We start from the raw sequence: 13,561 nt of genomic DNA, 5'->3' as shown, positions 1-13,561 counted from the left end.
AATAGCTTTCAGAAATATTACAATTGACCTGCCATAAAAGTCCTGAGCATGAGTGCTGAGTTCTGAGTCTATATCAAAACGACTCAGCACAGATGGTACTCAGTGCTAAATACGCGGACAACGTTGTTCTAAACAAATTTTCAAGGTGTTGGCGTCAAATAAAATCGGCAAAAAGTGAATACTTTTAATTTCTTTAAAGTAAAACAAAATGGGGACTCTATTCCAAAAGATCCGCCAGTTTTGCCATTCCTGGTAGGGAAAGCGCCGAATCAATTTCTCGCCTCTGTAAATATCTAAGTCGGTAGCGGTAAATTGCAAACGCAGCGTTAACGCCTGAAACATGAGAAACAAACCAAACAGCGTGAAAACGGAGCCTACCCAAGGTTGTACCAACAGTAGTGGAATCGCGGCAATCACCAACACTATGGGTATATTGTAACTAGGCTTGAGTTCCACAGTTGATGTGGAGTTAGAAGCAAATGAACTGGTCACAGTCTTAAATCCTGCTTTATTTAGTAGGCATCTCTCCTATTTTAGGAGTCAGGAGTTAGAAGTTAGAGTTAAGAGTTAAGAGTGAGGAATTTTAACTCATAACTCATAACTCATAACTCCTCACTCCTAACTTCTATAGCCCTACGAATGCACTACCAGTCCCCTGAAACATTAACCAAGAAAGAAAGAAGTTGCTCACAAATATAATCAGCAAGGCAGTCACAACAGCAGTTGTAGTTGACTGTCCTACACCTTTAGCACCTCCTGTTGTCGTCAACCCCCAACTGCAACCAATTACAGCGATTAAAATGCCAAAACAACACGCCTTAATCATGGCGCTTAGAATATCCCAGATACCAAGAAAGTTACGGGCTGAGTCTAGAAATACTGTATCAGATAGGTTGTAGACATTTGTCGCAATGATGAATCCTCCGAACATCCCCGTTATCAAAGACAGGAGGGTTAAAATTGGTAACATTAAACAGCAAGCAATAACGCGGGGAATAACTAGATAATCGATTGGATCTGTTTTTAACATCAACATGGCATCGATTTGCTCTGAGACTCGCATGGTACCGATTTCTGCTGCAAAGGCAGAACCGACTCGTCCCGCCAAAACCACTGCTGTCAACACAGGAGAGAGTTCTCGTGTCAACGCTATAGAAAGCACTCCGCCGATAATGTTTCCGGCGCCAAAGTTGATAAATTCCCGCGCCACCTGAATGGTAAACACCGCACCAACGAAAATAGCCGTCAATAGGGCAATAAATAAGGAATCTGGCCCAACTGCTGCCATTTGTTCTAAGGTGTTACGCCGATGGATTTTGCCTCTCAATAGGTGAACTAGTACTTGCCCACCCAGAAAAATCGCCGCCAGCAAACGCTGACTCCATTCCCCTAAACTGGATTTGGATGTAGTCTGGTTCAATGTTCTGTAGCTAACTCGGTAACTGCCTTAAGAATAGCGGAAGTCATGGGAATGGGGAATGGGGAATGGTGAAGAGGACAAGGAGACAAGGGGACAAGGGGAAAGACTTGTTGCAATTTCTAAACTTTTCTCCCCTCTGCTCCCCTGCCCCTCTGCTCCCCTGCCCCTCTGCCCCTCTGCCCTCATCTCCCTACTCCCTCAAGACGGCTGAATATTAACTTAGATTAAAGATGTTCTCAGAAAATGAAGCTGTTCTTAAACGTGTTGCAAAGCAATAAATAAGTAGTACACTTGGCTATAATGTCTATTGTGCAAGGCTTTTGTAGATTTAAATCTCTTTATATATCCCCAGCATAGGCTGTAACTGCTACCCGTTTATTTTAATGAAAACTTAAGATTTTTGACAGATTCGCTGCTCTGGGGCGATCGCTCGTATTGTAGAAAATGACAAACCGCTATCTTGCTTTTGTCATCTCTACTCACGGAGTTTGTCTTAAATGACTATTTTTACTAACTTTCTCCGCTCCCTATTACTCACAATCATTTTTAGTTTTGTCGTTCCCATGTTCCTCGTTGGCGGCGGATTCCTTTTTCTATCCCTCATCGGTAACATCCCTGGCTTACAAGAGTTAAGCGAGGCGATCGCAACTCAGATTATGCATTTTCTCGCCACCTTCGGTAGTGGAACTCCCCTACGCGGATTATTTGTAATTAGCTTGACCTTTAGTTTCGTTGGCGCACTGTTTGATATGTTCGTATATTATCGGTATCAAATTCTACGTATAGATCCTTGAGTAGTGGAATCGCTTCATCAGGAGATTATTGGGCTGTAGAAGACAGGAAAAAGTGATATTTCCCGGAGTGAAAGTACTACTAGTCTTAACCTAAATAGAGATTAGTGTTGCTGAATGAATTTGTATTAATTAAATTGAGTGTCGAAGTAATTGATTAAATATTTCTATATTCATTAGTTATTAGTGATTAATTACTGACAACTAGTAAACGTGTGCGATCGCGAGTAAAACCAGTCCTCAAATATTCAAAAAGCCAGAATAACAAGGCATTGAGAGCTTTTAATTTTACAAAATAGCTAAAATAGTCTTTCTAAATCATCAGGTTAACGCTAAACTAGAGTTTGGCATTTTATGCTAGCTGCAATCTTTGAGGATTTGATTAGTATTAATCGAGAATATCAAATAAAACTCACTGAAAAATATAAAAATTTCCTTAAAATTCTGACGATCGCAATGCCTACTCATGTTTCTTAACAGAGGAAAGCAGGTCGTCTGACCGTCGGGGATCTTATATTGAATTTATTACGAGGTATGTTGACAGCTCATGGTTTGGCCGTTTAAGCCCAAGTTTAAAAAACAAATTGCGCGGATTGAAATTACTGGTGCGATCGGTAGTGCTACTCGCAAACGCGTCCTAGAAGCTCTGAAAACTGTAGAAGAAAAAAAGTTTCCGGCATTATTGCTACGTATCGATAGCCCTGGCGGTACAGTCGGAGATTCTCAAGAAATCTACAGTGCCCTGAAGCGTTTGCGCGAGAAAATCAAAATAGTTGCTAGCTTTGGCAATATTTCGGCTTCTGGAGGAGTCTACATCGGCGTGGGAGCCGAATACATCGTTGCCAACCCAGGTACGATTACGGGTAGTATTGGTGTGATTTTGCGTGGGAATAACTTGGAACGCTTGCTAGAAAAAATCGGCGTTTCCTTCCAGGTAATTAAGTCTGGCCCTTACAAAGACATTTTGGCTTTCGATCGGCAACTGACCGAACCAGAAGAACACATCCTGCAAGAGTTGATTGACACAAGTTATCAGCAGTTTGTCCAAACGGTAGCTGATGGACGTTCTTTAACGGTAGAAGCTGTGAAAAGTTTCGCCGATGGTCGGATTTTTACTGGACAGCAAGCCCTAGCTTTGGGTGTTGTAGACCGCCTGGGCACAGAAGAAGATGCCCGTCGTTGGACAGCAGAACTGGTTGGTCTCGATCCAGAAAAAACTCTCTGCTATACCCTAGAAGAGCGTAAACCTTTATTGAGTCGCTTTATACCAGGGAGTCGTCAATTTTCATCAGGAATTGGGGCCGGTATTGATTGGCTCGAATTTGAAATGTCTACTAGTGGTTTACCTCTGTGGTTATATCGACCCTAATATGAGTTAGGAGTTATGAGTGAGGAGTTATGAGTTAACAGTCTTAACTTCTCATTCTCAACTCCTAACTCCTCACCTTTGTGTTTTAAGGAGGATTTTGGCGTGGACTGGCAAATGCGGGCTATTCGCGGAGCAACAACCGCTTCAGAAAATACTGTTGAGACAATCCAAGAGGTAGTTACAGAACTACTAAATGAACTGGAAAACCGGAATCAATTCCAGCCAAAGGACATTATTAGTGTGACTTTTTCAGTGACACGCGATTTGGATGCAGTTTTTCCAGCTGCGATCGCAAGAGCGCGTCCTGGTTGGGATAATGTGGCTATGTTGGATGTGCAGCAAATGCACGTCGAAGGCAGCTTACAGCGCTGCATTCGCTTCTTAATCCACGCCTATCTGCCAGCCTCCGCCTCAATTCATCATATTTATTTACGCAACGCCGCTAGCTTGCGTCCCGACTGGAGTTTGCCTCAGACTTTACAGGCATCACAGCAAGCAGTTAAGTCAAAAGTGTAAGAATACTTAATATTTTTTAAGATGAAATCCAGTTTTCCAACTGCACATTAGAAATGCGGCTGTAGTGACGAATATTGTTTGTTACTAAAGTGTAATTTTCTACAACTGCAACACTAGCAATTAGTAAATCAAATTCAGCAATAGTTTGTCCAACTCTACGGAGTTCTGCCTTTAATTCACCATACTTTCTAAGGGCAGGATCGGTTAAAGGTAGAACGGGTAAGTTTTGAATAAATTCTTCTGCATTACTTAAGTTTTCTGAAACTCGATTAGAATTGTATGCACCATAATACAATTCAGCAGCAGTGATGACACAAATGCATACTTCATCCCATCCGACGGCTAATAATTTATCTCTGACTGACTGACGACCATTAAGCCAATAAATACACGTATCAGTGTCGAGTAAATAGTTCACAAGCTGTAATTGCTATCGCTTATAGTACGACTTGAATATATTTCATCAACAATTTCTTCTGCGGTGCGTGTGTCTTCCCAAGTTCCAAAGGTTTCTAAAAAAGCTTCTGATGTATGGGGTTTTGGCTGCTGCTCAGATGAGAGAATTATTTCATTCACTATCAATTGATTTGCTTCTGTAACTCCTAATTTTTTGGTTTCCTCTTTAGCTATAACCATAATTTGCATCAAGGTTATCGCCTGACGCAGAACATCACTTTTACTCGTGCCTATTTTATTTGCTAGTTCCTCTAATATCTGATTTAGTTCAGGTGACAAATCTAAGTTTAAGCGAACCATCTTTTGAGTATTAGTCATGGTTCCATCCTTGTTTAAAATCTTAACTACATGAAAAAAATTGATGATTTGCAGAATAGGCTATAGTTCTAAGTCTTCATCAAAGATTAATTCAATGTCTCTTGCACCATGAATGACTCGGAGAATATCAATTGCTGATTCAGTGATGCGGTAAAAGATGAGATATTTTTGAAATCCTTTGATAGATACTTGTCTAATTTCTGCTAGATTGGGATGGATAAACTGACATTGTTTACCAATAGCTGGGGTTTTTGCTAATTGTTTAAATGTTGCTTCGGCTGCTGTTAAAAAGCGGTCTGAAACATCTAAGTTATCTTGTGCTATGTACGTTGCTAAGTCTATTAAGTCCCGGATAACTTGAGGTCTTTTTTTTATTTCAAACATCACGGCTAAATTGCATCTTGATGTTTGTTCATTCTTTCTCGGATTGTTTGACGGATATCTTCCCAATCTTGAACAGTCATTTCTGTTGCATTCCCAGAGTTTAATCCCTCCAGAAGCATTGTTTCTAGACGTTCTTTAGCTCTCTGTTTTTGGTCTTGTCGCACTAATTCACGAAAATATTCACTGACACTGCTGTAACCACCTTGAGCTACCTGTTCTTCTATATAAGTTCGCATGGTGTCAGGTAAGGAAATATTTATACTTTTCACAAGTGTTAGTTTTTGAATCTGTTTTTCTACATTATGGCAGTTTTTGCCATTTTATGGCATCAAGCCTTTCTATAACGCTCAGAAAGGCGATAAAGTAAAGATAAGAAGGTAGGAAAAACGGATTGAAACTGCCGAATTATGAACTCGCAGTTGTGCCACAGCGAAAAATCACTGAGTATCTGTTGTCGCCAACTCACCCCGATGGACGCAGCAAGGAAAAGTTTTTCACTGCGTTTGGTTTTTCAATAGAGGATTGGGAAACTTTTGCTCAGGCATTACTAAATCATGTTGCTGATAACGATGTTACAAAGATTGAAGATTCACCATTCGGAACTCGATATGCTGTAGAAGGTACACTGCTTTCACCAGATGGCAGAAATCCTGTGGTTCTTTCTGCTTGGTTTATTGAAACAGGGGAAACTATTCCTAAGTTTGTTACTTCATACCCACTGAAACGGAGAGAAGAATGATTCAAGAACTTGATAGGGTTATTCTGACTAGTGATATACCAGAATATAGTTTAGAAGAGGGGGATATAGGTACAGTTGTTTTAGTACATCAGGGTGGCAAAGGATATGAGGTTGAATTTGTCACATTAGATGGGGAAACTGTGGCAATTGTTTCACTCTACAGCATACAAGTACGTCCAATCGGTAGAAGAGAAATTGCGCGATCACGATTGTTGGGTTTTCTCAAATAAACCTACTTATTGTTGTTGGTTTGAAGGAGCGAAGATATAGAATTAGATTGTAGCCATACAAATAGTTTTATACTTCCCCTATCATAGTCAGTTGATTTATACTCACCTTTTAAAATTTGTTCTAGAACTTGACTATTAAACCTTGACTTATCTTTCATGAGGTCTTCAAACATAGCTAGTGGAAATAGTATACTCTCAACTTCTACATCATCTTCACTAAACCTAATCATCTCAAATCTAAATTTATAACCAGACCACCTGATAGTAGGTAGTCTATCAACTGAATGTTTGGAATTTTCTATTATTCTATTATACTCAAAACTAGGATTTTTCTGATTGTGCATTATCCACCAGTAAACATTGTGTCTAACAAAATGCTTTCCATTGTCGTTAGTGCATACTTCTATTTCTATATCATCCACATAAACAAACTGACGAGTCATTATTCTAACTTCACCTTCAGCCATTGGTTCTAATTCCTCCCAAGGTTCAACTTCAACTATGTTTTTATAATTACTATTTAAACGTTGATTTTTATAAATATTTTCTACTGGAATAGGATCATCTTCTAATGCTTCTAAACCTGATGTATTCTCATCATTTTCTTCTTTTTTATCTAAAATTAATTCTAGCTGTTCTCTACTAAATGCCATAAGTTCTATTCCAGCTAGAGTCTGACGGTTTGAGTGTTCCATGAAGGGAACTAAACTATCAAATGGAGATAAATCTATTCTTAAACCGTTGTATTCAGTCTCCCATAACCCGAATTTACCGTAAGATTTAGGATAAGTTTTGTATTCTTTCCATTTTAATGAACTAGCCTTTTTGTTAATGTTTTTTAATGCAGTTCTAATACTTCCAGATAATCCTTTCATCCCATAAACAGGATATACTAAATATATTGTTGGTGGTTCTTCATCTGATATTGGATCAAAGCCAACTATCATAACATTGAACTTGGCTAACTGCTGAAGACTTTGCTGCAAAGCCGTTTCGGCTGGAGTTATTTTTCTAATTGGTACTACTACTTTAGACCAATTAAGGGGTGGTTTATATAACTTTATAAACTCATTTTCGAGATTTGATAGATTTTCTATATCACTACTACAAGTCAACCAACTAATACTAAGAGTATTTTTGCGATTAAATCTTTTTAGCTGATTAAATCTATGATGTGCTTTCCATCTTTCAACTAAATTAATAGTTCTACCTACATAAATAATCTGACCTTTACTGTCAAAGACAAAGTAGATAGCTGCACAATTAGGAAGACGATCTTTGTCCAACAATAAAACTGATGGTAATTCAAATATATTGATTTTTTCTAACAAAATTAGATACCCATAAATAAAAGATATATATTTTGAATTATGCTTTATAGAAACATCAAAAGCTATATAATAAAAACCGCAAATATACGCAAATAAACACAAAATGATCCACGTTTAACTGCGTACATCTGCGGTTTGAAAATTCTTAATGCACTAACCCGATCGCACTTTTTCTCAAGTCTCCACATCGCGCACGCTTCCAGATAAAAATATCACCCATCGTCCTAGCTTAAAAATCAAGTTTTGCAACTTGTAAACTAAGTTTCTGACTCCAAAACTAGCTTTTGCGACTTCAAAACCAGCTTTTGCGACTTCAAAACTAGCTTTTGCGACTTCAAAACTAGCTTTTGCAACTCCAAAACCAGCTTTTGTCAAAGAATTTCAGCAAATCTACTCCCATTTTTCCTGTCTGCTAAGTTCTCTTCAATAAAAAAACGCAAGTATACGCATTCCGACGCAATTTCAGCGTTTCTATACGTATAAATGCGATAAAAGTAGAAACAATTCCAGCTTTATAGCGCTTCTCGGTTGAGTCCAATACAGACCTAACCCCCAGCCCCTTCCCTACAAGGGAAGGGGAGCAAGACTCAAAGCCTCTCTCCTTTTAGGAGAGAGGTTTGGAGAGAGGTCAGAGTGTATTGTATCCACGCGAGAACCGCTATATTTAATGGGCGTTGCTGAATCTAGGGATGAAACGCAAAGGAAAATTCAATAAAATCATCCCGCATTTATGCAACATCATTTAATGGACTAACGCGATCGCACGTTTTGTTAACGCTTCCGCAGTCAATCCATTAAACGCCATCAACTCGCCAGCACTCGCTGTAGTTTCCCCACGCTTCCACGCAAAAGTATCGCGCTTGGCTGTACTCCGTAACAAAATTGGTTCTAGCATCCCCGCAGCGCCACCAGTAACAGCAATTAGCGCATCGCCATCAAATAATTCGGCAAATTTCGCATCATCCAAGAAACCGCCTTCGGGTTCAGAACAAGTATCCCAAGCAGTATCATGGCTACGGTACAATTGCCGAGGATTGATAACAGAAACTATCTTCGCACCAATACCTTCAGTTTCTAAGAAAGCAGCAGCTTCAAATACTGGCATTAATGTTAAATCGCCAATCACAGCAAATACAACTTGTCTATCACCAGCAACTTCATGTAATAACACTGCACCATCGCGCAACCCTTGACGAGTTTGTTCTAAAGTTGTGCGAATTGGCAATGGCGATTTACTTGCTGTAATCACAATTCCCTTATTCTTAGTTTTCAACGCCCAATCATAACAAGCTTGAATACTATTAGCATCAGGCGGAAATAAAGGGAAAACATTTCCATTTCGCATCAACGAAGCAAAGTAAGCTTCAATTTCTGGACGTTGGTGAGTCCAACCGTTGCGCCCTTGCTCTAATGCACCTGCTGTGAATAAAGTAATAGTCGAGGGAGTTTGACGGCGTAATTCTGCCATTGCTTGGGTAACAGTTTGCCAAATTGGTAATCCATTGATGGCAAAAGATTCGTAAGAACACCACAAAGTTCTCGCACCCATTAACGCCAAACCCGCAGCTAAACCGGCACAAGCATCTTCACTCAATGGCTCATAAACTTGTCCATTTGGTGCTTGGAAATATAAGTCGTCGGTTGTGGGGTGGATAATCTTTAATGCTTGGTTGATGTTAGCAATTCCTGATGCTTCGTTACCATCGGCGTTGGTGACAAGGAAATTCCGGTCTTTATTTCCTACAATTCCTACCAATCGTCCCATCGCGGTTGTGGAAACTTTTGGTTCGCCACCAACTGCATATTCTTCTAAAGGTAATTCGCCTAATTCTGGTAATGGCAATTCAAATTCTGTCACTACAGTTTTTGCGGCTGGGCCACCACCAGCGCGTTCGGCATTTGTTCTGACTAATTGCCAAGCTTCCGCAGACAAAGCGCGGGTTTGCAATGCACTAATAATATGTGGCGCATCCAACGTATCTTTAGGATACAAGTTGTGAGATTTTGCACCCCGCGCGTGGACTCCTGCACCTTTGAGTTGTTTAATAATGAAGACGGTAAGTTTTCCGCCGAGTGCAAAACGCGCTGCTTTATCTACACCCGAAAGTACTGCTTGAGTGAATTCTAGGCGTTTATCAAAAGAAAAGGCGGTACTATCAACGTAATCCCCTGGCTGGTTTTGATCGTCGAAATCTTTGGCATCCACTAACACCACTTCATCAAAACCGTTACCTTGCCAATATGCTTGCATCTGTTCGTTGGTTTTAAGGGAAACCATGCTGTGATGTTCTTGGCTGTAACCGTTCCACACCAACACCGGTAAGAAGTTGGTGACAGCAGGATAAGCAGTATGGAAATGCGCGATCGCACTGACAATATAAGGCTCACCTAATCCACCATCCCCAACTGTAAAGGGGAACAATTTATCTTTGTGCAACAGTGCAGCCGCCATTGCAAAGTGTTGCCCTTGTCCTAATGGCCCCGCAGGTGCGAGAATACCAGGAATAAAACCAGAAAGGTGTCCTAATAATCCGTGCTTTTCTCGGAAGCGATCGCGCAATTGTTGAACTGTAAAAATTCCCATGTCCTCTAGCGAACGATCCAAGAACATGGCACTATAAAATCCGGGGGCGTGGTGTCCGACTTCGGTAATAATGTTCTTGTATCCCAGCATGACAAGAGATGCGTAAGCTTCTGCTTGACTGGCGAATCCGCCGGGATGCCCAGAAGCCTTACTAGCAGTAACTTGTAAGGTTAGGTAGCGTAAGGCATCAGCAGCAAGTAAAGTTTGATATACAGCTGCTTTGTCTGTGGTGGATGCGATCGCAATTTTGCCCGACTCTATAGCAGGAGTTGCACCATAAGTTTCAAAATCTGGTAAAGCTTCACCAAAATATTGAATCCCTTCAGAAAAATTGGGAAGCGCTGAAGATGCCTTTGCGGAGATTGCAGTCATGCTGAGTACCTTTTGACGATGAGGTGAAACTGTAGATGCTCGTTGAATTTAACCAAAATTTTACATCTTCGAGGTTGTAACAGTTTATTGCTTTTTTGCAACGTTAGAATAAGTACTTTAAATGGTTATGCGACTAAAATTTCAATTAGCTTAAGTAGCAAAAAAGTATTAAGTAGCGAAAAAATTTATCAGAAATCGCGGAAAACCCCATCCTCGTTCCCAGTCTCCGACTGGGAATGCATTCATTGACTCTCTGACTCAATGCCAGACCGCAGGCAGAGCCTCAATGAGGGCATTCCCACGCTCTTCATGGAAACGAGATAGAGGAGAGAAGAATTGCGATCGCTGCTTTAATATTGCAGCCCTATTTATAAATTAAATCACAAATTACATATACCCCAATATAGATTTACTCTCCAGAATTAGCCTTTACAGTTACGAATAAGAGGACATTTAGGAGAATTAATAATTCATGCCTGATGAGCATCGGTTAGAAGAAAAATTTCTATCCCAAGAAGCTGAAAAACAAATATCCGATCGGCTAGATGAAGTAGAACAAATAGAAATAGATGTAAAAACCGATCTGTTAAAAATACTTCAGGGACAGTCGGATGGGGTTTCAGTTGCAGGTCAAGGATTAGTTATTAAAGAAGACATCCGCATACAAGAAATAAAACTGCAAACAGATAGTATAGCCATCAATCCCTTTAGCGCTCTTTTTGGTCAAATAGAACTTAATGAGCCAGTAAATACTATTATTCGGGTTCTACTCACAGAAGTAGATATTAACCGCGCCTTAACCTCAGAGTTTATTCGTAGCCAGATGCAAAACTTTGAGTTGAATGTAGATGGGGAAATTGTCAGTTTTGAGCCAGAGGAAATTCAAGTATTTTTACTTGGTAATGGCAAAATAGAATCTAGGGGAAAGGTGTTGTTAAAGGAAATGGGAAATACTCGCCCTTTAGCTTACACTGCGATCGCTCGTCCACGCACTAATTCACAACCCGCGATGCTAGAGGGTTTTAACTGCACTGAGGGAGAGGGGATTTCCATAGAATTAATTACAGCATTCATGCAGAAAGCTAAAGAACTGATGAACATACCATCTTTTAAATGGGAGGATATATCGTTTTCTATCAAAGATATAGAAGTGCAAAAAGGTACTCTAATACTTATGTTAGAAGCTCAGGTAAAACAAATACCCTCATCATCAAGTTTAATCTCTCCTTCGTAGGATTGACACTAGTTAAAGATAAATTTTGTTACTGAGGGATGATGTCAATGTAATAAAAATTTTCTAAAATTTGGAAAGTTACTGATTATTTCTAAATTCCAACTATGCAAGAGTATGATGTTGTCCTAATCGGTGCTGGACATAATGGGCTAGTTTGTGCAGCTTATTTGCTAAAAGCTGGTTATAGCGTTCTGTTACTAGAAAAGCGTTCTGTACCAGGTGGCGCAGCCACAACTGAAGAATGCTTACCTCAAGAAGCTCCTGGATTTAAATTCAATTTGTGTGCTATTGACCATGAATTTATTCACTTAGGGCCAGTTGTTGAAGAATTAGAACTCGAAAAATACGGACTGCATTATTTGGAGTGCGATCCAGTTGTTTTCTGTCCTCATTCTGATGGTAAGTATTTTTTAGGACATAAGTCAGTGGAAAAGACTTGTGCAGAAATCGCTCGTTACAACGAACGTGATGCCAAAAAATATGCAGAATTTGTAGACTTTTGGCAGCGATCGCTTGGTGCAATGATTCCCATGTTTAATGCACCGCCAAAGTCAATTATAGATATCCTTGGTAACTACGACATTACAAAACTGAAAGATTTATTTTCGGTTATTGGTTCCCCTAACAAAACGCTGGACTTCATTCGCACAATGTTAACCAGCGCGGAAGATTTACTTAACGAGTGGTTTGATGAAGAATTTCTAAAAGCGCCGCTAGCCAGACTAGCATCAGAATTGGGTGCGCCGCCATCACAAAAAACCCTTGCTATTGGTGCAATTATGATGGCAATGCGTCACAATCCGGGGATGGCCAGACCTCGCGGTGGAACTGGCGCACTTGTACAAGCTTTGGTGAATTTAGTCACAAGTAAAGGTGGCGTTATTCTCACAGATCAGCACGTTGAAAAAGTTTTAATTGATGATGGCAAAGCTGTAGGTGTGCGGGTTGGTGGTGGGAAAGAATATCGCGCTAAACACGGGGTTATTTCTAATATTGATGCCAAGCGGTTGTTCTTACAAATGACAGATAAAAGCGATGTTAACGCAGCCGACCCAGATTTATGGGAAAGATTAGAACGCCGCATCGTTAACAATAACGAAACCATCCTCAAAATAGATTTAGCTTTAGACGAACCACTGCACTTTCCACACCACGCTCATAAAGATGAATATCTCATTGGTTCTATCTTGATTGCTGATTCTGTGGCTCATGTAGAACAGGCTCATAGTAAATGCACTTTGGGAGAAATTCCTGATGCTGACCCCTCAATGTATTTGGTGATGCCTAGTTATTTAGATCCTACATTAGCACCACCAGGTAAACACACCCTATGGATTGAGTTTTTTGCCCCTTATCAAATTGCTGGTGCAGAAGGTACTGGTTTAAAAGGTACTGGTTGGACGGATGAATTGAAAAACAAAGTTGCAGATCGAGTGATTGATAAATTGGCAGACTATGCACCCAATGTCAAAAATGCAACTATCGCTCGCCGGGTAGAAAGTCCAGCAGAACTAGGAGAAAGATTAGGTGCGTACAAAGGGAATTATTATCATGTTGACATGACTTTAGATCAGATGATATTTTTCCGTCCCTTGCCAGAAATAGCCAACTACAAAACGCCAATTGATAATTTATTTTTGACTGGTGCAGGGACTCATCCAGGTGGTTCGATTTCGGGAATGCCGGGACGCAATTGTGCGCGGGCATTTTTGCAGGCAAAACATCCCATTAGCCAAACTTTGAAGGATGCGCGGGATTCGATTAAGTCCACTGTCGAGTCAGTGTTTGGCATTAATTAAGCCTTGCACAGATATAGC

Annotated in this window: 16 protein-coding genes; 7 read left to right on the top strand and 9 right to left on the bottom strand. The window is 40.2% G+C overall.

The window, feature by feature from the left end; translation table 11 throughout:
* Positions 1-105: 105 nt before the first annotated feature.
* The gene (locus V7K61_RS25995; protein ID WP_335057849.1) at positions 106-492 is read right to left on the bottom strand and encodes a DUF3119 family protein; all 387 of its coding nucleotides are present in this window, start codon (positions 490-492) and stop codon (positions 106-108) included.
* Positions 493-625: 133 nt separating this feature from the next.
* Positions 626-1,420, bottom strand: coding sequence for an MlaE family lipid ABC transporter permease subunit (locus tag V7K61_RS25990; RefSeq protein WP_335057847.1), 795 nt, complete (start codon positions 1,418-1,420; stop codon positions 626-628).
* 497 nt (positions 1,421-1,917) lie between these two features.
* Between V7K61_RS25990 and V7K61_RS25985 the strand changes: the two genes are divergently transcribed.
* The 3 genes from V7K61_RS25985 to aroH all read left to right on the top strand — a co-directional run bounded on the left by V7K61_RS25985 (position 1,918) and on the right by aroH (position 4,096).
* Positions 1,918-2,214: a hypothetical protein gene (locus V7K61_RS25985; RefSeq protein ID WP_335057846.1), complete on the top strand. Its 297-nt coding sequence runs from the start codon at positions 1,918-1,920 to the stop codon at positions 2,212-2,214.
* 544 nt (positions 2,215-2,758) lie between these two features.
* On the top strand, positions 2,759-3,580 hold the full coding sequence (sppA, locus tag V7K61_RS25980; RefSeq protein ID WP_292735920.1) for a signal peptide peptidase SppA: 822 nt from the start codon (positions 2,759-2,761) through the stop codon (positions 3,578-3,580).
* Between the two features lie 102 nt (positions 3,581-3,682).
* A complete protein-coding gene (gene aroH, locus V7K61_RS25975) occupies positions 3,683-4,096 on the top strand; it encodes a chorismate mutase (RefSeq protein ID WP_292735923.1) in 414 nt (137 codons plus the stop codon).
* 16 nt (positions 4,097-4,112) lie between these two features.
* Here the strand turns inward: aroH and V7K61_RS25970 are convergent, their stop codons facing one another.
* From V7K61_RS25970 to V7K61_RS25955, 4 genes are read right to left on the bottom strand one after another with little or no spacing between them, the layout of a single operon-like run.
* Positions 4,113-4,514: a type II toxin-antitoxin system VapC family toxin gene (locus tag V7K61_RS25970; RefSeq protein WP_335057843.1), complete on the bottom strand. Its 402-nt coding sequence runs from the start codon at positions 4,512-4,514 to the stop codon at positions 4,113-4,115.
* A complete protein-coding gene (locus V7K61_RS25965) occupies positions 4,511-4,870 on the bottom strand; it encodes a hypothetical protein (RefSeq protein WP_335057842.1) in 360 nt (119 codons plus the stop codon). The genes V7K61_RS25970 and V7K61_RS25965 overlap by 4 nt, the downstream gene beginning before the upstream one ends.
* A 60-nt stretch (positions 4,871-4,930) precedes the next feature.
* On the bottom strand, positions 4,931-5,254 hold the full coding sequence (locus tag V7K61_RS25960) for a type II toxin-antitoxin system RelE/ParE family toxin (protein ID WP_335057840.1): 324 nt from the start codon (positions 5,252-5,254) through the stop codon (positions 4,931-4,933).
* A 5-nt stretch (positions 5,255-5,259) separates the two neighbouring features.
* The gene (locus V7K61_RS25955; protein ID WP_323202438.1) at positions 5,260-5,523 is read right to left on the bottom strand and encodes a type II toxin-antitoxin system ParD family antitoxin; all 264 of its coding nucleotides are present in this window, start codon (positions 5,521-5,523) and stop codon (positions 5,260-5,262) included.
* 122 nt (positions 5,524-5,645) lie between these two features.
* Between V7K61_RS25955 and V7K61_RS25950 the strand changes: the two genes are divergently transcribed.
* A complete protein-coding gene (locus V7K61_RS25950) occupies positions 5,646-5,993 on the top strand; it encodes a DUF6883 domain-containing protein (RefSeq protein ID WP_292848361.1) in 348 nt (115 codons plus the stop codon).
* Positions 5,990-6,223, top strand: a complete 234-nt coding sequence (locus V7K61_RS25945; protein WP_335057836.1) for a DUF4926 domain-containing protein — start codon at positions 5,990-5,992, stop codon at positions 6,221-6,223. Before V7K61_RS25950 ends, V7K61_RS25945 begins: the two co-directional genes overlap by 4 nt.
* A 2-nt stretch (positions 6,224-6,225) precedes the next feature.
* Here the strand turns inward: V7K61_RS25945 and V7K61_RS25940 are convergent, their stop codons facing one another.
* The 3 genes from V7K61_RS25940 to V7K61_RS25930 form a co-directional block, all read right to left on the bottom strand.
* A complete protein-coding gene (locus V7K61_RS25940) occupies positions 6,226-7,554 on the bottom strand; it encodes a GIY-YIG nuclease family protein (RefSeq protein WP_335057834.1) in 1,329 nt (442 codons plus the stop codon).
* A gap of 174 nt (positions 7,555-7,728) precedes the next feature.
* Entirely contained in the window at positions 7,729-7,929 is a 201-nt protein-coding gene (locus tag V7K61_RS25935) for a hypothetical protein (protein ID WP_335057832.1), read from the bottom strand.
* A gap of 367 nt (positions 7,930-8,296) precedes the next feature.
* Complete coding sequence (locus V7K61_RS25930; RefSeq protein WP_335057830.1) at positions 8,297-10,510, bottom strand: phosphoketolase; 2,214 nt, start codon at positions 10,508-10,510, stop codon at positions 8,297-8,299.
* Positions 10,511-10,982: 472 nt separating this feature from the next.
* On the opposite strand from V7K61_RS25930, the gene V7K61_RS25925 reads away from it, so the two are divergent.
* Positions 10,983-11,744: an LmeA family phospholipid-binding protein gene (locus V7K61_RS25925; RefSeq protein ID WP_335057828.1), complete on the top strand. Its 762-nt coding sequence runs from the start codon at positions 10,983-10,985 to the stop codon at positions 11,742-11,744.
* Positions 11,745-11,848: 104 nt separating this feature from the next.
* Complete coding sequence (crtO, locus tag V7K61_RS25920; RefSeq protein WP_335057826.1) at positions 11,849-13,543, top strand: beta-carotene ketolase CrtO; 1,695 nt, start codon at positions 11,849-11,851, stop codon at positions 13,541-13,543.
* Positions 13,544-13,561 lie beyond the last annotated feature (18 nt).

The sequence above is a fragment of the Nostoc sp. genome, assembly GCF_036918015.1.
Lineage (GTDB): Bacteria > Cyanobacteriota > Cyanobacteriia > Cyanobacteriales > Nostocaceae > Nostoc.
This window is presented reverse-complemented; position numbering and strand designations above follow the sequence as displayed.

Coding starts and splice junctions, on each gene's coding strand:
- V7K61_RS25985 (WP_335057846.1), top strand. CDS start 1,918: ATGACTATTTTTACTAACTTTCTCCGCTCCCTATTACTCACAATCATT.
- sppA (WP_292735920.1), top strand. CDS start 2,759: ATGGTTTGGCCGTTTAAGCCCAAGTTTAAAAAACAAATTGCGCGGATT.
- V7K61_RS25965 (WP_335057842.1), bottom strand. CDS start 4,870: ATGACTAATACTCAAAAGATGGTTCGCTTAAACTTAGATTTGTCACCT.
- V7K61_RS25960 (WP_335057840.1), bottom strand. CDS start 5,254: ATGTTTGAAATAAAAAAAAGACCTCAAGTTATCCGGGACTTAATAGAC.
- V7K61_RS25945 (WP_335057836.1), top strand. CDS start 5,990: ATGATTCAAGAACTTGATAGGGTTATTCTGACTAGTGATATACCAGAA.
- V7K61_RS25930 (WP_335057830.1), bottom strand. CDS start 10,510: ATGACTGCAATCTCCGCAAAGGCATCTTCAGCGCTTCCCAATTTTTCT.
- V7K61_RS25925 (WP_335057828.1), top strand. CDS start 10,983: ATGCCTGATGAGCATCGGTTAGAAGAAAAATTTCTATCCCAAGAAGCT.
- crtO (WP_335057826.1), top strand. CDS start 11,849: ATGCAAGAGTATGATGTTGTCCTAATCGGTGCTGGACATAATGGGCTA.